The sequence below is a fragment of the Paenibacillus sp. cl141a genome (genome assembly GCF_900109305.1).
In the GTDB taxonomy this organism is placed as follows: Bacteria; Bacillota; Bacilli; order Paenibacillales; family Paenibacillaceae; genus Paenibacillus_AQ; species Paenibacillus_AQ lautus_A.
Map to the genome: position 1 here is coordinate 267,460 of NZ_FNZO01000007.1, position 17,625 is coordinate 285,084.

Sequence of the window (17,625 nt, forward strand, 5' to 3'; positions counted from 1 at the left end):
CACCTGAATCTTGTATAAGCCTAATTCGCAAAGCGACAAGTTCCTGAGCTTTACGGGCTATCATCCCCCACAACTCTCACCTCAATTTTATCTGTGGGTTATGGGCTGAACAATTTGTCCTTAGCGTAAATTTACGTTAAACTGGCGGCTCCATCTGTCTTTTATCCGTTAGGCAAAATCGCGATCACTATGATGGTTGATTTTTGTTCTGAACGGTACGTGGTGCATAAGCGCATAGAAAGACGCGTACGCCTTCAGTGATGATACGTTTGGTTTGTTCCTTCTCTAATGTCCCGTTTTTTCTCGGTTGATCAAATACCAATAAAAACGTTAAGGCAGCGAAGTGCTTTGTAGCCATTACAGGATCTGGCACATCGAGCAGTCCGGTTTGTCCAAACTCGGCAAACCTCCTGGTAATCCCCTCTTCCGTTGCGTTATCCAGCTTTTCTAAAAACGAGGCTGGCAGATTGGAGGCTTCCATTGCAACCAGACGGATCAGAGCGCTGTAATCGGACGAACCGTTCGCAGAAGCTACGAATTGTTCGCAGAATAAGATGAGCGCTTGCTCCAGATCCTCAAATTCCCAGAGGTAGTCTGATATCCCTTGCTTGATCATGTCCAGAACCGCCCGACTGGTTTCTTCCACAACAGCAAGCAGCAAGCTCTGTTTGTCGCCATAATAATCATAAACGGTCCGTTTGGAAACCCCCGCTTTAGCTGCGACCGCATCGACGCTGGAGCGATCAAACCCATCTGAAAGAAACAGCTCTCGTGCTGCTGTAATGATTTTAGCTCGTTTATCTGAAGAACCTTTGCGGATTTTTTTGTTTTCCGTATTATCCATACTTACGTTCCCCCCTACAGGTATACTATCAAAATTGAGTTCCACTTTACAAACTACACTGCACGGTGTAGTATAATCAATGCAACCTATCACAATCTATGAACAAGGAGGATTTTATCCATGAAAACCGTGCAGTCATTTGTTGATGTTCTCATTGTTGGGGCCGGACCAACAGGGCTTACACTTGCCTGCGACCTTGCCCGTCGAAACGTCGACCATCGTATTATTGAACGAAGCGCCTTATATAACGCAGCGTCTCGCGCCAAAACAATCCAGCCCCGCTCGCTTGAGGTCGTTGATGATTTGGGGGCCGTTCGTTTCATTATGGACACAGGGGCCGTGAATTTGGCTGTACGTTATTATAACGCAGATGGCAGGAGTGTGGATAAGCCGGATATCGCCGTTGCAGCCAGCGCCGAACTCGAGACACCTTATCGTGATCCGGTCTGGATTGCTCAGTATGATGTGGAAAAAGCATTGCGCGACCGCTATGCGGCGCTTGGCGGTCAAGTCGAGTTGGGCGTGGAAGCTGTAGGGCTTGAACAGGATTTGGATGGTGTGACGGTAACCGTGAACACACCGCAAGGAGAAGAGCAAATTCGCGCTCTTTATGTCGTCGGCGCTGACGGGGGCAAAAGCAATATCCGCAAGTTTATTCACTTGCCGCTGGTTGGAGAAACATACGATCAGGAGCGATGGTATCTTGGCGATGTACGATTGGAAGGCCTGGATCGTGACCGTATCCATATCTGGACCTCTTCGGAAGGGATGGTCGGGGTGACACCGCTGCCGAAATCCGATATTTGGCAGCTGCAGGCTACAATTCCGGCAGACATCGGAGAACCAGAGCAGCCGTCGCTAGAGGTGTATCAGGCCATGTTTGACCGTCGCGCAGGAGCCGGACGTGCTCGGCTCACGGATGCTTCCTGGCTGTCAATCTACCGAGTCAACGTCCGTATGGTTGAATGTTACCATAGCGGCCGGGTCTTCCTTGCCGGCGACGCAGCTCATGTTCATTCGCCGGCCGGCGGTCAAGGCATGAATACGGGGATGCAGGACGCATACAACCTTGGATGGAAGCTGGATGCCGTCTTAAACGGAGCGGACGCCGACTTGCTTGACACGTACGATGAGGAGCGCCGCCCAGTGGCTCAAGCCGTGCTTGAGGATAGCACGAAAAAGATGGGAGAGGTTGTAGGGACGGCGACTGAAGATGGAGCACTGTCCCAATCCTTAAGCACCATATCCGACGATCTGACGAGCGGGCTTCTCACTTCCTATCGGTCAAGTTCGCTTACTCGCCCGTCTGCTCGAACGATTGTTACCCGTTCATTGCCCGGGGATCGTGCTCCTAATGCCGAGGGTCTGCAAGGTACAGGGTTTGCAGGAAGTGTATTTGACCTGTTGCGCGGTCCACACTGGACGCTTTTGGCTTTTGCAAACGGCATCGATCCTTCTCTGAAGAACCTCACCTGCGACGTGCTCCATGTGCATTGCATCCTGCCTTCGCATGTGAAGGGAGCGGAAGGCATCATCGACACAGCAGGGAACGCCTATCGAATTTACGATGTGGCAAGCGAAGAACTCGTATTGATTCGTCCCGACGGTTACATCGCGCTACGGGCCTCCATTAATGATACCGGAACGATTTCGAATTACTTGAATTCCATTTATCACACAAACTGATTTGGAAAAGCCGGCGGCGATCTTGTACAACATCTCATGTGACCGCCGGCACTATTAATGAACTAAGTTTTAATTGATGATACGGGAAGGACTGTTTCTATGGAAGAAATGGTTAGAACCGTTAACCTGACAAAGCAATACGGAAATAAAGTCATTGTAGATCGTGTTTCGATTTCCGTTAAAAAAGGAGAAATCTATGGATTCCTGGGGTTGAATGGCGCAGGGAAAACGACAACCATTCGAGCTCTTCTCGGCATGAGCAAGCCTTCTTCCGGAGGAAGTGTATTTGTTTGGTCAGCGCTGGGCGAATGGGAATCCCGATTTGTCGAGACGAGTAGGTTATATGGTGGAAGTTCCTTATGCCTACCCTAACTTTACGGTTAGAGAGAACTTGAATTTGATGGCCAGGTTGCGAGGATTACCGGTTCCAAGGGCGGTTGACGAAATTATGGAGCAATTGAAGTTGACCCAATATGCGGATAGTAAGGCAAGAGATTTGTCACTTGGTAACGCGCAAAAACTCGGATTGGCCAAAGCGTTAATTCATAAGCCGGACGTTCTGATTCTTGATGAGCCATCCAATGCGCTTGATCCCGCCGGAATTGTCGAGATAAGGGAGATGCTGAAAGCTCTAGCTTCTCAACAGGGTGTTACCGTGTTTATATCGAGCCATATCCTTGAGGAAATGTCCAAAATGGTGACAAGCTGGACATTTGGCCGTGAGTATTCGGATCGGACGCTTAAGGATTTGCTCGGTTTGCCTATATCGCGCGGTTATCTGGTGCCGATCGGCTTTGCGTTTACAACTTTGATGCTGGCATTGGTATTTGGCCCTACTGCCATTGGCAAGTATCTGCCCTGGTCTGTACCTGCGTTGCATCTACAGGAAAGTGGAGTCGCATCATTTCCCTTGGCAGATGCCAGTTATTTTCTGGTATTTTTAATAGGACTGGCAGGCGTCAATAGGTACGGTGAAATGGTTGCAAAACAGAGAGCAACGATGATTAACGCGGATTAAATTTCTCAAGTTTAGGGCGCATCCGTTCAATGAATCGCCTGCTCAACTGTTATCTCCAATACTTTTTCTGTGTTGTTAGATTTTTCTTGGTCTCTATTGCCGGATTCTTAATCCCTTCGACACGTCACTATAGTCACATAGGGGATTACAATTGAACGGAACCCATGTATTATCATTGTTAGGAAACATTGAGTCCGTGAGTATCCCTCACCAAAATATGAGCTACCACAATTACATGTATATCTAGGATAGAATTCTAGCTTTAATAGCCGGAATTATGAAAACAGACGTATTTTATTCAAACTTGTAACCGATCCCCCAAACTGTTTTAATGTATTCGGGATGCTGTGGGTCCTTCTCAATTTTCTTCCGTAACTTTCGGATATGCACGATGATGGAGTTCTTCGATTCCATAAATGGTTGGTTCCATACCGTTGTATAAATCTTGTCCATACTAAGTACAAACCCACGGTTTACTGCCAATGTGTGCAGCACTGCGAATTCTTTAGGAGTCAACTTAACCTCTTCCCCAGCAACCGTGAGCCGGCGTGAAACCGTATTAATAATCAGTTCATGGATTCTAATCTCCTGCTCGTCCTGAACCACCCTACTGTTAAGATGCGTATACCTTCGTAGCTGTGATTTAACGCGGGCGGTCAACTCTAGTGGGCTGAATGGTTTGGTAACGTAGTCATCCGCTCCAATGCTAAGACCGGTAATCTTATCAATATCTTGGCTTTTAGCAGAAAGCATGATGATCGGCAAGTTATTCTCCTCACGGATTTTCATACATGTCTGAATCCCGTCCATTTGCGGCATCATAACATCTAAAATGATCAGATCCACCTTATGTATTCTAATTAGTTCTAGTGCTTCGTATCCGCTACATGCCTGTAGTAGCTTATACCCTTCATTTTTCAAATAGATTCTCATGAGATTTATGATCGCGACTTCATCGTCCACCATCAATATGGTTATTTCCGACATGGATCCTCCTTGAAGAACTGCTTCTAGATGTTATAGAACAGACAGCGTCCCTCTCATCGATTGAAATAGAATCTGCACTTCTTGACCATGAGAATATAATAGAACGCCTCTGAATACACGGAGACCAGTGTTTTCCTGTTGTCCGTCTCCACGGCTTAGATTTCTTAACATTTAATTCATTCTTGTTCAGGAGGTAAATCCATGAGTGCACCAAACATTTGAGATGCTGTTGCCTTACCCAGTGTAAGATATTCTAGTCAATATAATCATCTCCCCTATCATCAAATCATGGTTTGGAAGACTTTAGATCATGCCACTAACTCGAATAGTTCAACACTGACCAGACATCGGGCATTCACCTCTTTATCATAAACCGTCAACGTTTTATTAACGGAGTCGTACGTTTCTTTTAATTCCTCTGCAGAATATTCCCTTTTTGGAGCGCATGTCGCTGTTTTTTCTCCTCGTAATATTTGCTGTATCAACGTTTCACTTAGTCCAGCATCATCTTCCCAGCCAAAAATCATCTTGTACTCCCTAGAATTGGACATGTTAAACTCTCCTTCACGATCCGCTATCATTTGATTTTGAAAACCTTCTGTTTCATCTTCACTAAAAGCCCACTGATATGTTGAGTTTCCGTATCAACACCAAGCAAATATACCCTCTTTCCGGATCCTCCGCACCTCGCGCCACGGGAAGGAATTCAGATGATAAATTCACATTCATGGAATGTTTCGTGATATCCAAGAATCATTTCATGATCAAGATACCGTTCATGTCAACCAGACCCAATTCGTAAGCCTTCATAATCGCCTCAAACCGCTGACGTGCAATGTTGCTCTGACCATTCTGATGTTGGTAAACACGGTTATATTCTTGTTCATCAGACGGCGTTTGACGTGCAAAATCTGGATTGACTACACGTTGATTATCAAGCGCGATCATAAACTCTTCAAAGTTCATTGAACGAGAAGACTGAAGCAGTGGGCTGCCCTTTATCTTCAGACGATTTACTTATTTATGCTTTAATCAATCGATTAGATTTTGCTTAAAAGATTCCAGGCATTTCTCAGGAATGCAACATCCCCTTATCAAATACGCTTCAATACTCCCGTACTGTTTCAAAATATCATATAGTACTTCTTCCAAGTAGTCACGACGAACTTCCAACATGGGCTTAATACGCTCAGGTGATACTCTGTACAGGCTCATCAATCGAATAAATTTCTCTACTTTTTTCATTCTAGGACCAATACGTACGTTGGAATACAAGTAATCCATCATTACGGACTCATAGTGTACCCCCAGAAATAATTGAATGATTGCTGTGACAAAACCTGTACGGTCCTTACCCCCAGTGCAATGGATTAAGGCGGGAACATTTCCAGCATCGGACAGCAGGCAAATAATTTCTCTGATTTTATCCTGGCTACCGAACGCCATATGATGATACATATCCTTCATCATTTGTTCAAAGTTCAAATTCCCATTGTTATAAACAAGAAGTTTCATTAATTCAAAATGGGTATATTCCTGACTTTTATCCTGAATGGAAATAGATTTAACCTCGATCCCCTGCTTGAGCATCCGACTTTTCTTGGACTCTTGTTCACTTGCTGTTCTCAAATCGCATATCAATTTCAAACGTAATTCATTCATGAGTCCGATATCTCGTGTAGTCATACGTGATAACTCATCAGAACGAAATAGGACTCCGGTTTTTATTTGTTTTCCATCCTTTGTGTGATGTCCTCCGATGTCTCGAAAATTGGTTACGGCATCGAAAGATATGATATTATTCGTAACTTCCACGATCCTGTTTTCCTCTCGAATTGATTTCATAGCGATGTTATAAACATACTGTATTGCAATTGAACGTTTGGCTGACAGCTATCTACTTCGCTTTATCAGGATAATATGACTAATTGGTTTTGTAAAGAACTAATAGTTTTTTTGATTGTTCTTCATGTTGACCTTTTGTTTTTTTATACGCCGTAAATCCCCTCTAGTTGGCTGTATTTATGCACGTCAGACAGCAGGTTTTGTCAGAATACGCTTTACTAATTTCCAGTACCTTTAAAGATTTTCTTTCAGAACGAGGAAGCAACGGCCCCCACTATTATTGATCAACGGGGATTCTCTTTTTTGGTGCTCGAACTCGGAGTGTTCCCACTAAAAACTTGATGGATACCAGTTTGACACAGAATACCTTCTTCGATACTATAATTAATGACTTTTTGGTTTTATTAAAAACTTTTAAGTATAAAGAGCGGTGTCGAGGCAAATCTATGATATGGAGAGGTCATGACTTTGCTTCCGCAAATCTTCTTGCAAAATTTCAAAAGAAAGCAGGTTCACCATCATGTCAGATCCATCTGCTGTAATCCTTAACGTCTCAGAAGAAAGACTTTTTACGCCCAAAGACATTATTGCTCCATTACTTGCCGTCATCATTGGTACCTTCATGGTCCTGTTGGACAGCACGATCGTTAATGTCGCCGTACCTACGCTAGTACAATATTTTGATAGCCCCCTCCATGCCATTCAATGGTCAATAGCCGCGTATACGCTTGCTTTGTCGGCAGTTATTCCCCTTGCCGGGTGGATGTCAGATAAATTTCAACCCAAACGGGTGTTTCTAATATCCATTGGATTGTTTACGATCGGATCCGTACTGTGTGCGTTTGCCCAAACTGCAGAGCAGTTAATTGGGTTCAGGGTCCTTCAGGGAGTAGGAGGCGGCATGGTATCGCCGATTGGTATGGCGATGGTGTATCGCCTGGCACCACCGGACAAAAGAGGATCCGTTATTGGTATGTTCGGTATTCCATTGTTACTCGCTCCAGCGTTGGGTCCCGTCATTTCGGGATGGTTGATTGAGTTTGTCAGCTGGCAGTGGATTTTTCTGATCAATCTCCCCATTGGAGTAATCGGGTTACTTGTGGGGTTAAAACATCTGCCACTCTTTCCAGAAAAGGAGGCACCGTCCCTGGACATTACCGGTATGATTCTTGGACCATTAGCCTTTGCGATGATCACCTTTGGGGTCAGTGAAGGAGGAGTAAACTGGACTTCAGTCAAGACTTTATCCGGTCTTTTCATGGGTGGAATAGCGCTTGTTCTTTTCATATGGTCTTGCTTGAGGCGAGACCAGCCTTTGCTTGAGCTGCGTGCCTTCAAATCCGTTGATTTTACACGAGGTATTATCATTTCTTGGTTCATGCAAACCGCCATGTACGGCTCGGCACTTCTCTTTCCGCTGCTTCTTCAACAGATTCGAGACTTTACACCGCTGACGACAGGGCTTATTCTGCTTCCTCAGGCGGTCGGTTCCATGATCTTCATGCCTATGGCAGGCAAGCTTTTTGATAGAGTCGGAGCGCGTCCCCCACTTCTGGCGGGGATGACATTAATGACGGTAGCCATATTTACGATGTCCTATGTTCGAATCGATACCTCGTTAGCACTCATTATGGGCGTATTATTTATAATGGGTTCCGGTATGGGGTTATCGATGATGTCTTTGAATACGCATGTATTAAATGCTACACCAAAGAACCTTGTAAGCAGAGTTACTCCTCTCACAAGCGCTTCACAGCAGGTTATCGCTTCGTTTGCCGTAGCAGGCTTCACGGGTTACTTATCAACTCAGATGACATCAAAACTATCGAATGACCCGATTGCAGCCGACACCCTGGAATCCAATGCAGCATCTTTCGCTAGTACTTTTTTCTTGGCTGCTTGCTTTGCATGTATTGGGTTGGTTCTTAGCTTTTTCCTGGGAAAGCCAAAACAAATAACGGATGAGTCAAATCTCCATTGAAAGGCAGGTATCCCTGATATGAAACTCTATCTTCATCCTAAAATGTTGTTGTCAGTCACAGTCTTGTCGGTCCTTGCCTCATGTATTGTTAGTTTTTATTGTTCTCCAAACATTCCGATCCATTTTAACGGAGGTCAAGCAGATCTGTTCGTAAACAAATATATTGGACTATTTATGATTCCGGCATTCATGATTATTACGCTTTTCATTCAGAGGATCTATAACCAAGCGGCCTGGCTGATCTATTTTTCGGTCTGCCTGCATCTCTTTCTGTTGTGCGCCGCTTTGATTTATTAAAGTAACTTTGAGCAACTGGCTGATTACAAATTATTAAAGAGACGACAGTAGCCGTTAAACATAGGAGGAACTTTCTTGAGATTCGGAGAAATGGTTATCATTATTTTCATTATTGTATTAGCTTTAGCCACCATTTGGGGACAAAAGACGAAAAAAAGATGGCTGATTTACTCGTTAATCGCTCTATACGCCGTAACGCTCGTACAGATTATTGTAGGGGATTGTCGTTGGCAAATGATACCTTGTTATGCGGCTTCGGTTATACTTACGATTTGTATCATTTTTAGAAAACAAGATAGACAACAACGCTCCAGAAGCAGGAGATATTTCATAGCCTGGTTGTGGACCATAATGTTGATCCTCTATACGTCAGTTATGGTCGCACTACCTGTCCTACTGCCTGTGTTTACCTTCTATCAACCACAGGGTCCCTACTCTGTGGGAACAACCTTATATCACTTTATTGACAATGAACGGCCTGATGAATACTCTGCCGATCCAACGGACCACCGCCAGCTGATGGTACAGCTCTGGTATCCTTCCGACCAAGAACCAGCGCAGGAAACCGTACCTTACATTCGCGATGTATCTGCTATTACGCAAGGTCTGGAACATGCGCTTTCATTCCCGGCTTGGACGCTAAGCCATCTGGGCCTTGTTAAGACCCATGCTTATAGCAATAACGGCCTGTCTTCAGCGGAGCAAAAATATCCGATCTTGATTTTCTCTCATGGTATGACGGGTTTCCGCGGTCAGAATACCTTCCAAGTTGAAGAGCTGGCCAGTTATGGCTATATCATCGTAGGGATCGACCATCCCTACGACGCGGCTGCAACGGTCTATCCGGACGGCCGAGAGATTTTGATACGGATGCCTAACCCTTCAGGTTTTGAAGCGTTGGATGAACATATGCACCTTTGGACTGATGATGTATCTTTTGTTTTGGATCGACTTGAACAATTGAATAAACAAGATGAACAGGACCTTTTTACCGGCCGTCTTGATTTAGACCGAATCGGAATGTTTGGACATTCTTACGGTGGAGCCGCAGCTGCCCAGATGCTGCTGAAGGATGACCGAATCAAGGCCGCTATCAATATGGATGGAACCTTATATGGAGACCCTATGCCCAGCACGGGACTGAGAAAGCCATACCTACAGATGAACGGTGAAAAAAGCATCGATAAGTCGGTATTCGACAATAAGCTGGACCAAGCGATAGCCCAGAGCGATAAAACAAAAGAGGAATACGAAGAATTTTGGGAAGAGACGGTGAGAAGGCGGACAAATGCTCTGCAAGGAGGCGGATATACGATGACGATACCGCATACTTCCCATATGAGTTATACGGATTTTCATCTATTTTCCCCGTTATTGCCTAACCGAGGAGAAGATCCAAGATTCGTTCATCGCATTATTAATGAGGTCAGTGTTACTTTTTTTGATCAGTATCTAAAAGGCGGCCCAAATAATGATATGGATCGACTCGGGGAAAAATATCCGGATATTGAGTTGGTTCATGATTGAGCGTTCATTTACAGAGCCTGGATCTGTTCTTCAAATAACGATTTGATCAGTGTGTATTGGCGAAAGAATATTACACCGGTATGTACCAGCTGGCTTTGATGTATATTAGACCCATGTGTAAATAAATATGACCTGATTCTCGTTTCTTTTGGAATCCGGCTTTATATAAATCGTTAAGGAGGCGCTCTATGAGCTTATTAAAGGAAAAAATATTACAATCGGCCATTCGTTTATTTGCTGAAAAAGGATACCAAGCTACGTCGATTCAAGATATCGCGGATGATTGCAGCATCGCAAAAGGGTCGATCTATAAATACTATGGCTCCAAAGAAGACTTGTATATCAGCATTCTGGAGAAACGGCAGCAAGATATGATTGATGCTGTGGAGAAAATCCGCGAAAGAAAGTTGCCTATTCGGGAGACGTTTCTAGAGGAGATCGCTTATCAGTTCGATTTTTTTATAGAGCATGGTTATTATATCTCGCGGGATCACAATGAACTCCCACCGGCAAACAGTGATAAAATCGGCTCCGTTATTCATCAACTCCAATTAAATATGTTCAGGTATTACCAAGATATCTTGATCCGTCATTATGGAAAAGCGATATCCGAATGGAAATGGGATGCCACAGCCATATTTAATGGATTGATCCGAGAGTATACCTTTCATGTATTGTTTGGGTTCAAACCACTTGTTCAAAAGGAATTAACCGTTTATATTGCTGAACGAATGGATGATTTTGTAGAAGGATTAGCACATCGTCCTCCCCGTCCCCTGCTCACCGATGAACTCATGAAGGAATACTCCATGATTAATTTAGAAGCACTCACGTTTACACAAGAGTTACGGAGAGCCGCATTAATGGAAATGATCGAATCCATAATCCCGGATCTGCCGATTACGAATACCAGAAAAAAAGACTTATCTGAGGTAGCGGTAATGCTGCGGGAAGAGTTCACTAAAGAACACCCAAGGAACTTTTTAATCCAAGCGCTGTTGCGGGATCTATCATCTGAGAATGAGCTGGGCTTTTACGCAAATCAGATTCAGCAATTGATTCGGGATCGTAACACAGATCACTAAACGCATATTGAAATAGCTAATAAAATGAACATAAATTTTCATGTCGTTGAAATATGTGTCGTTGAATTGACAAAACCCTATAGCCTTACCTGCACCAAGCAAAATGGACTGAGCCGAAATTAATTCGGCTCGGTCCATTCAAATATGCGGAAGATGTCAAACAGTATGAATCCACGGTAGTGACCGATCAAGATTGATGAGGATGAGGAAGGCAACCTCTGCAACGTCTTGTTGTTGACAATTTTACGAAGCATTCATGTTCCTATGTCCAAATATCCAATCCCACGAAAGTGTTTGGAAACAAATCGGAACCGGCACACCATTTATGCGGCTTTCTACGTCTATGTGTTCAACCCGTCCGACTCTATACAGCTCTCACCCCTTAACTACACGCTTCATGAGGACCGGGATCAGGATAAGCGACAGAACCGCCACTAGAAAATGCAGAGGATTGGCAACCGCCCCGATATTCGGTTCCATTGGATTCGCCACGGTATTCACGGTGGTTAAGACGGCCATGACCAGACAAAGAATCGCATAATACAACCCTGCTCTAGAAGATTTGTTCCACAGGACACGATATATGAAAGCACCGATCAAATTGGCCAAGAAAGCTGATATCGTGATGGAAAAGCCATTTAGCATTTCAAACTGATAGTTATTGGCAGCCATGATTGCCCATGCCAGAAAATTGGATAATAGGACGGAAATAATACCGGCTATAGAACCTACTGCAATCGTTTTACTTACTGTAGCCGGAGCGGCTTTTAGATTTGATGCTGTTTGCATAACATGCAACTCCCTCTATAAACTTATTGGCTTTGAAATTCTAGTGCCGATGAATCGGCATCAATTCGGGGCTTACGAAGAGTAAAGCTTAGCACCAACCCGATAAGAGCCAGAATGGCTGTAATCAGGAAGGCATCACCATACGCTGATGCAACATTTTCCGGTGGAACATTTGCCATACCACCATTCGTTCTGAAAGCAAGAAATCCGGTTAAGCCAGCCACGGCAAACGAAGTTACGACATGCTGTGCCGCCGTGGTCAGTGAAGTGACACGACTGATAAGGCGGCGCGGGGCGGAATTGAGGACATGCGTGTTAAGCGCCATCATAATAAGCCCCATCCCGCATCCGATCATAAATAAAGGAATCAGAAGGATCAAGAGTTCGGTATCCAAAGAAACTTGGGATAACCAGAAGAGAGCCGATGAAACGGCGGTTAATCCAACCAGGGCTAAGGGGCGCGCGCCAATCTTGTCAAACAGTCGGCCTCCTATCGGCGTAAACACAATTGAACCGACTGCCTGAGCCAACATGATCAAGCCCGTATCCATCGGGGAGTAGCCGCGGACAGTCTGGAGATATACGGGGAACAAGACCAGGACACCGAACATGGCAATTTGTACGAGCCACAGCAGCAAAATGCCCTTGGTGAAATCAGGGGATCGAAAAACGCGCAGTTCGAGCAAAGGCTGCTTGTGCCGCAATTCCACAACAATAAAACCAATCAAAGCCACGATTCCGATTGCAAGTCCGATTATCGTCCGGCTGGATGTCCAGTCCGTCCCCCCTTCATTGAGTCCGAAGGCCAGCATCGAGAAAGCGACGGGAGCAAGAAACATTCCCACCCTATCCAGCTTCGGCGCATGTCCCGGAGGAAAAACCGGCAAGAACTTCATCCCCAGAACTACTGCCAACACACCGATGGGCAAATTAATTAAAAAAATCCACTGCCAAGATACATAGTCGATCAGCCAGCCGGACAGGACAGGACCAATCGCAGGAGCAATCAGGATAGGTATGCCCAGCACACCCATCACCGCACCTATTTTATTCGGGGGCGCCAATCGGTAAATGACAGCCATTCCAATTGGCGTCACCATCCCACCCCCGAGCCCTTGCACAATTCGGAAAATAATTAATTGTTCGATGGTCTGAGCCATGGCGCAAAGAACGGAACCGGCTGTAAAAAGAACGATGGTAGCCAGAAATACACGCCTTGCCCCAAATCGGTCGATCATCCAGCCTGCCAACGGAATAACAGCCGATAATGCCAGCGTATAGCCGGTAAAAGTCCATTGAACGACAGATAGCGTACTATGGAATTCCTGCAGGAACTTGGGCAAGGCAACATTTAAGACGGTACTGTCCAGAATAACCATAATCATTCCTACGACCACCGCCATGAGCGGGGACATGATGGTTCTCATGGAGAACGCCGATTCTGTGTCATTTGTCAGCACAGTATTAGCCAGAATGATCCCTCCTTTCTCTGTCGTATTCTTCAGAATCGCATTGCCAATTCGGCGGCTTTACTGACACCAGCTGTAATAATGTGTTCCGCACGTTCCGGAAATTGATTGTGCCCTTCTACGATCACCTTTTCGAGAGAAGTGATGCCGAAAGCGTTTAGAACTTTGGCCACATAGGCTACCGCCATCTCCGAATTTAGAGCGGGTCCTTCCGAGTAAACACCGCCCCTTGCATTTAGAAGGACGGCCTTTTTGTCAGAAAGCAAGCCAACCGCACCATGCTCGGTATACTTAACTACTTTGCCAACCTGATATAAATAGGACAAGTAGGTTAGCAGTTGGGCTGGAATCGTGAAATTCCATAGCGGAAAGGCAAAGACAACTTTATCTGCCGCCATAAACTGTTCCAAATAATAGTTGGCAGTATCTGCCGCTTGTTGTTCCTCCGAAGAGGTGTCCAGCCCTTGTGCCAATTTGTAGAGTCCGCTGAACATCTTGTTGTCGAAATACGGAAGTTCAGCGCGAAACAAATCCAGTTCGGTGATTTCATCCGATGGATTTGAGTCCCGGTATACCTCCAAAAACATGTCATAAAGCTGAAGACTTACCGCCTGTTCCCGATCATTGGCCTTAATAAAGAGAACCTTCGACAAAATGACCACTCTCCTTTTCTGTGATTATTAAAATCATAGTTAAAACCAAAAAAATGCATCTTCCGAAATACAGTTTATTCCACAACTGTGATTTTGTCAATCATAGTTGTGGAATCATTTACTTCTCTTTGTTGATCCTAACTATCAGGTCTGCGATCGTATGCTGTTCTAAGACTCGAATCAGCTGTTGCTCCGATTCATGGATCACTTCCATAAACATTTCCCGCGTCTCCGTAGCGAAAGGTCCGTTGGATGTCGTTTCCAACAGGCCCGTATACAGAGGCTCCACCATCTGAATAGCCCGATACACATCGGCGAAAGTTACATCCTTGGGATGTTTGCTAAGAGCATAGCCGCCATCCCGGCCCTCTCTTGCTTCGACTATGCCCGCCTTGACCAAACGTGAAAGTACCCGACGGGTTAACGTAGCTTCGCTGCACATGTGACCAGCGATTTCGTTGCTTGCACAGTGTCCTTTATGGTGACCGGACATAAAAACAAGGGACTGCAGAGCATAGCCGAGCCACTTGGGAGTTGCCGGTGTTGTATATTTTTCCGTTATCATTAGTCAATCACCTCTATGTTATGAACGGTATAAGTAGCTCTATTTTAACAGCAGACCACTCATGATGCCACTCTTCGCAGCTCTTATTTGAAAAATAACAGCCCTTCCTGGAACGAATTATGTTCAATTGAAAAAGCAGAGGTCAGATGTAATTATTGATGTTCAATATAAAGGTCACCACTAACAAATGATCAAGTGAATAGGTTGTTTGATCGTTTTTATAAGGTCGATTATTCAAGGAGCAGCGAAGGCATTCAGGCCGGCGCAGGTCTCGGTCTTTCTATTGCGAGGAATATTGCAGAATTGCTTCAGGGCAGTTTAAAGCTTCAACATATCGATGATATTTTTTCGTTCCAGATGACATTGCCCCTGAACATATCTAGCAAATAATTCATGATTTTACGGTAGTTCATAGACGATTATTTAAACGGTAGTTGAATCATATACTTTAAGTAAAATACGATGCTCCCAGGTTAATGAATACTATGAAAAATGCTCTTAAATTCTTGAACAAAGTCAATCGGCAGCATAGGGTCATCAGAAGCGGCTACTCGTTGAAGCTCTTTTAGCATGTTCATTGATTCTTCATCCAAATTTGACACATCGTTTGCTTGGTGAATATAAATATACAGCAATACATGACGAAGTTTAATAGAATCTTGTAAATATACTATTTCTTCTTCTTGGATTGTATTTTCCTTCAGATATCCTTTCATAAAATGGCGGAAAAACAATTTATAATATTCCGTTTTATTCTCAAATTCCTTAAACGGATAAAAAAGTGCATAATACAATGTAATCCCAATATCGTTTACGAAATACGTATAACCGCAATCATCAAAATCGAATAAATAAATGTCTCCGTTATGCAGATAAAAATTACTTTGATGAAAATCAGTATGAGTTAAACCATATGTATCTTTGGACTTGGGCAGAGAAGTAAGTTTTGCTAATCTTTCTTTTAGAATTGAAATCATCACATCATCAGGTCGTAGGTATTTCTCCGCCTTAAACTGAACTTCTTGGTCCCAGGCTTGTCGTTTAAACGCCGGATTACTCCATTCATAACTCTTTGTGGCATGATGGATTTTCCCTAGAAATTCGCCCCATTTTTCGTAAAGCGATTCATTCCAATCTTCATCCGACACTTCTTTTCCAAGAGACATTTCGTATGAAATGGCTAGGAACGAACCATTTTCTGCAGCAATTTCTTCAACCATATTACCCATGGTCGATGGAACTGCATTTGAAACTGCCAATCCTTTATTCGACAAAAAATTTAAAAATTCAATTTCACCCCGTATATTATTTTTTGATCTTCTAATTGTATGTGAGATTTTAAATATGAAAAATGCGTTGTTTTTCTGGTATTCATAAACAAAGCTTTCATAACCGCCCAATGAACGAATAGTGTCTTTATTGATGTCATATCGCTTTATTGCTTCGGTAAGAATCTTTTCAGTGAATTGATCTTCAATTTCTCGTATCATTTTCTATACCTTCTTTCATCCCTAAGTTAAGTAGTTGCATAATTTTTTCATCGAAAATTCAGGCGAACACCTGACGAAATAGTTGCTAGCAAGTGTTGTTTTACAACGATATTATAATAATTTTTATATTCTGTACTGCTACCACGCTATCCTTCCCGTTAGCTTAATGAATTCGCATGGAAACCCAGTTAGATATTTATCTAATTGGTAATCGGACTATGTTCGTCCTTTACGGGAAACAGTACAAGTTCTTGTCCTTGATTTTGTACATTGTGCACTGCTTCCTGTTCGCACGATGCGTGATTCAGGGGATGCTAGGACTGGCTGTCGACCATATGCACTTTGGACAAGAACGTGTACCGATGAAATAAAAACCAGCTAATGTTTGTCAAGCATTTCAGCTTGGATGAGTTCTCTTTTCGTGATATACTTTTTCCGACCAACCCGAATAACCTCCACATCTATGGAGGTTTTGGTTAAATATGGTTTAAGCTTGGTAGGGCTGCCCTTTCTGCAAGATGGCGAAAATGTGATGCAACACCTTGTTGGCGCAAGCGATCACGACCACCTTGTAGGGCTTGCCCTCTTTTCTTTTTTTCTCATAATACGAACGAATTCTTGCATTCGCGTTTTTCCGCATCCCACATTGCACAGCCAAATAGAGAGAACGTCGGAGTCTTTTAGAGCCCCGTTTCGTTATTCTTGTATTCGTTGCTGTAAACTTTCCTGAACTGAAGATGCCCGGGTCAAGGCCCGCATACGCCACGAGTTGTTTTGCATCGCTAAACTGCTTAACATCACCCACTTCAGCTATAATGGCTGCGGCCAGTTTCGTTCCGATTCCCGGAATGCTTTTCACGAGTTCAACTTCGGGCAGATTTGCCGCCATGTCCTCCATTTGCTTTTCCAACTCGTCCAGCTGCCGGATCATCGTCAGCAATAAAGATACCATTCCGAGCAATGCCTTGCTTTGAGACGGACTACACCGAGCCTCTTTCCAGTGATTCAACACTTCCTCCAGCTTCCTGGCTTTTTCATTCGCCCATCGTTTAGAATGGGATCTCCCTGCAATTCCCTGAATGACTTCGTTCCAATCTTCGGCATTTCCCTCTAAACAACGGGCCAGTACCGTCAATGACGTTGCCGAAAACACATTGTAGAACACCTGCTCATATGTCGGAAACACTTGCTCAAGTAAAGCTCTACTGTTCAGCTTCGCCTGTACAAAGATTCCCGTGACGAACTCGTGCTGCCTTGTCAAATGCTGTAGCTCCGTAAACGTCTCATTCCACGTTCGGTGCGGCTTCACGTCGCCACGGTAGTACATCTCAGCCAGGTGCCAGGCATCCAGGGCATCTGTTTTGACTTTGCGTAACTGTGTCCCTTTCG

Annotated in this window: 18 protein-coding genes and 1 pseudogene; 8 read left to right on the plus strand and 11 right to left on the minus strand. The window is 44.2% G+C overall.

Annotated elements, in window-relative coordinates; genetic code table 11:
- Positions 1 to 187: 187 nt before the first annotated feature.
- A complete protein-coding gene (locus BMX45_RS20320; RefSeq protein ID WP_090911258.1) occupies positions 188 to 844 on the minus strand; it encodes a TetR/AcrR family transcriptional regulator in 657 nt (218 codons plus the stop codon).
- Positions 845 to 964: 120 nt separating this feature from the next.
- Here BMX45_RS20320 and BMX45_RS20325 point away from each other — a divergent pair, with 120 nt between their 5' ends.
- The 3 genes from BMX45_RS20325 to BMX45_RS31910 all read left to right on the plus strand — a co-directional run bounded on the left by BMX45_RS20325 (position 965) and on the right by BMX45_RS31910 (position 3,548).
- On the plus strand, positions 965 to 2,530 hold the full coding sequence (locus BMX45_RS20325; protein WP_090911260.1) for an FAD-dependent monooxygenase: 1,566 nt from the start codon (positions 965 to 967) through the stop codon (positions 2,528 to 2,530).
- A gap of 99 nt (positions 2,531 to 2,629) precedes the next feature.
- On the plus strand, positions 2,630 to 2,902 hold the full coding sequence (locus tag BMX45_RS31905) for an ATP-binding cassette domain-containing protein (protein WP_254778151.1): 273 nt from the start codon (positions 2,630 to 2,632) through the stop codon (positions 2,900 to 2,902).
- Positions 2,811 to 3,548, plus strand: coding sequence for an ATP-binding cassette domain-containing protein (locus tag BMX45_RS31910; protein ID WP_368087172.1), 738 nt, complete (start codon positions 2,811 to 2,813; stop codon positions 3,546 to 3,548). The genes BMX45_RS31905 and BMX45_RS31910 overlap by 92 nt, the downstream gene beginning before the upstream one ends.
- Before the next feature lie 294 nt (positions 3,549 to 3,842).
- On the opposite strand, the gene BMX45_RS20335 is transcribed toward BMX45_RS31910, so the two are convergent.
- The 4 genes and pseudogenes from BMX45_RS20335 to BMX45_RS20350 all read right to left on the minus strand — a co-directional run bounded on the left by BMX45_RS20335 (position 3,843) and on the right by BMX45_RS20350 (position 6,350).
- Positions 3,843 to 4,535: a response regulator transcription factor gene (locus tag BMX45_RS20335; protein WP_090911262.1), complete on the minus strand. Its 693-nt coding sequence runs from the start codon at positions 4,533 to 4,535 to the stop codon at positions 3,843 to 3,845.
- A gap of 362 nt (positions 4,536 to 4,897) precedes the next feature.
- Positions 4,898 to 5,086 (minus strand): annotated as a pseudogene (locus tag BMX45_RS20340) (hypothetical protein); the annotation flags it as partial.
- Between the two features lie 202 nt (positions 5,087 to 5,288).
- Complete coding sequence (locus BMX45_RS31060) at positions 5,289 to 5,501, minus strand: hypothetical protein (protein WP_175495172.1); 213 nt, start codon at positions 5,499 to 5,501, stop codon at positions 5,289 to 5,291.
- Positions 5,502 to 5,567: 66 nt separating this feature from the next.
- Positions 5,568 to 6,350 carry a tyrosine-protein phosphatase gene (locus tag BMX45_RS20350; RefSeq protein ID WP_254778153.1) on the minus strand — a complete coding sequence of 261 codons (783 nt, stop codon included), beginning with the start codon at positions 6,348 to 6,350 and terminating at the stop codon, positions 5,568 to 5,570.
- Between the two features lie 550 nt (positions 6,351 to 6,900).
- Between BMX45_RS20350 and BMX45_RS20355 the strand changes: the two genes are divergently transcribed.
- The 4 genes from BMX45_RS20355 (at position 6,901) to BMX45_RS20365 (ending at position 11,270) form a co-directional block, all read left to right on the plus strand.
- Positions 6,901 to 8,361, plus strand: coding sequence for an MDR family MFS transporter (locus BMX45_RS20355; protein ID WP_090911268.1), 1,461 nt, complete (start codon positions 6,901 to 6,903; stop codon positions 8,359 to 8,361).
- Positions 8,362 to 8,403: 42 nt separating this feature from the next.
- Complete coding sequence (locus tag BMX45_RS32275; protein ID WP_368087175.1) at positions 8,404 to 8,658, plus strand: DUF1648 domain-containing protein; 255 nt, start codon at positions 8,404 to 8,406, stop codon at positions 8,656 to 8,658.
- A 75-nt stretch (positions 8,659 to 8,733) separates the two neighbouring features.
- Positions 8,734 to 10,185, plus strand: a complete 1,452-nt coding sequence (locus tag BMX45_RS20360) for an alpha/beta hydrolase family protein (protein WP_090911270.1) — start codon at positions 8,734 to 8,736, stop codon at positions 10,183 to 10,185.
- 188 nt (positions 10,186 to 10,373) lie between these two features.
- Complete coding sequence (locus tag BMX45_RS20365; protein ID WP_090911272.1) at positions 10,374 to 11,270, plus strand: TetR/AcrR family transcriptional regulator; 897 nt, start codon at positions 10,374 to 10,376, stop codon at positions 11,268 to 11,270.
- A 375-nt stretch (positions 11,271 to 11,645) separates the two neighbouring features.
- Here the strand turns inward: BMX45_RS20365 and BMX45_RS20370 are convergent, their stop codons facing one another.
- The 4 genes from BMX45_RS20370 to BMX45_RS20385 all read right to left on the minus strand — a co-directional run bounded on the left by BMX45_RS20370 (position 11,646) and on the right by BMX45_RS20385 (position 14,746).
- Positions 11,646 to 12,059, minus strand: coding sequence for a hypothetical protein (locus tag BMX45_RS20370; protein ID WP_090911274.1), 414 nt, complete (start codon positions 12,057 to 12,059; stop codon positions 11,646 to 11,648).
- Between the two features lie 23 nt (positions 12,060 to 12,082).
- On the minus strand, positions 12,083 to 13,462 hold the full coding sequence (locus BMX45_RS20375) for a DHA2 family efflux MFS transporter permease subunit (protein WP_254778154.1): 1,380 nt from the start codon (positions 13,460 to 13,462) through the stop codon (positions 12,083 to 12,085).
- A gap of 98 nt (positions 13,463 to 13,560) precedes the next feature.
- Positions 13,561 to 14,181, minus strand: coding sequence for an FMN-dependent NADH-azoreductase (locus BMX45_RS20380; RefSeq protein WP_090911276.1), 621 nt, complete (start codon positions 14,179 to 14,181; stop codon positions 13,561 to 13,563).
- A gap of 118 nt (positions 14,182 to 14,299) precedes the next feature.
- Positions 14,300 to 14,746: an RrF2 family transcriptional regulator gene (locus tag BMX45_RS20385; RefSeq protein WP_090911278.1), complete on the minus strand. Its 447-nt coding sequence runs from the start codon at positions 14,744 to 14,746 to the stop codon at positions 14,300 to 14,302.
- 195 nt (positions 14,747 to 14,941) lie between these two features.
- Here BMX45_RS20385 and BMX45_RS20390 point away from each other — a divergent pair, with 195 nt between their 5' ends.
- Positions 14,942 to 15,136: an ATP-binding protein gene (locus tag BMX45_RS20390; RefSeq protein ID WP_368087173.1), complete on the plus strand. Its 195-nt coding sequence runs from the start codon at positions 14,942 to 14,944 to the stop codon at positions 15,134 to 15,136.
- 83 nt (positions 15,137 to 15,219) lie between these two features.
- Here the strand turns inward: BMX45_RS20390 and BMX45_RS20395 are convergent, their stop codons facing one another.
- Both BMX45_RS20395 and BMX45_RS20400 read right to left on the minus strand, forming a co-directional pair.
- Positions 15,220 to 16,236: a phosphotransferase enzyme family protein gene (locus BMX45_RS20395; RefSeq protein WP_090911279.1), complete on the minus strand. Its 1,017-nt coding sequence runs from the start codon at positions 16,234 to 16,236 to the stop codon at positions 15,220 to 15,222.
- 487 nt (positions 16,237 to 16,723) lie between these two features.
- Positions 16,724 to 17,625 (minus strand): IS110 family RNA-guided transposase (locus tag BMX45_RS20400; protein ID WP_090911281.1); only part of this gene is annotated, 902 nt, incomplete at its 5' end.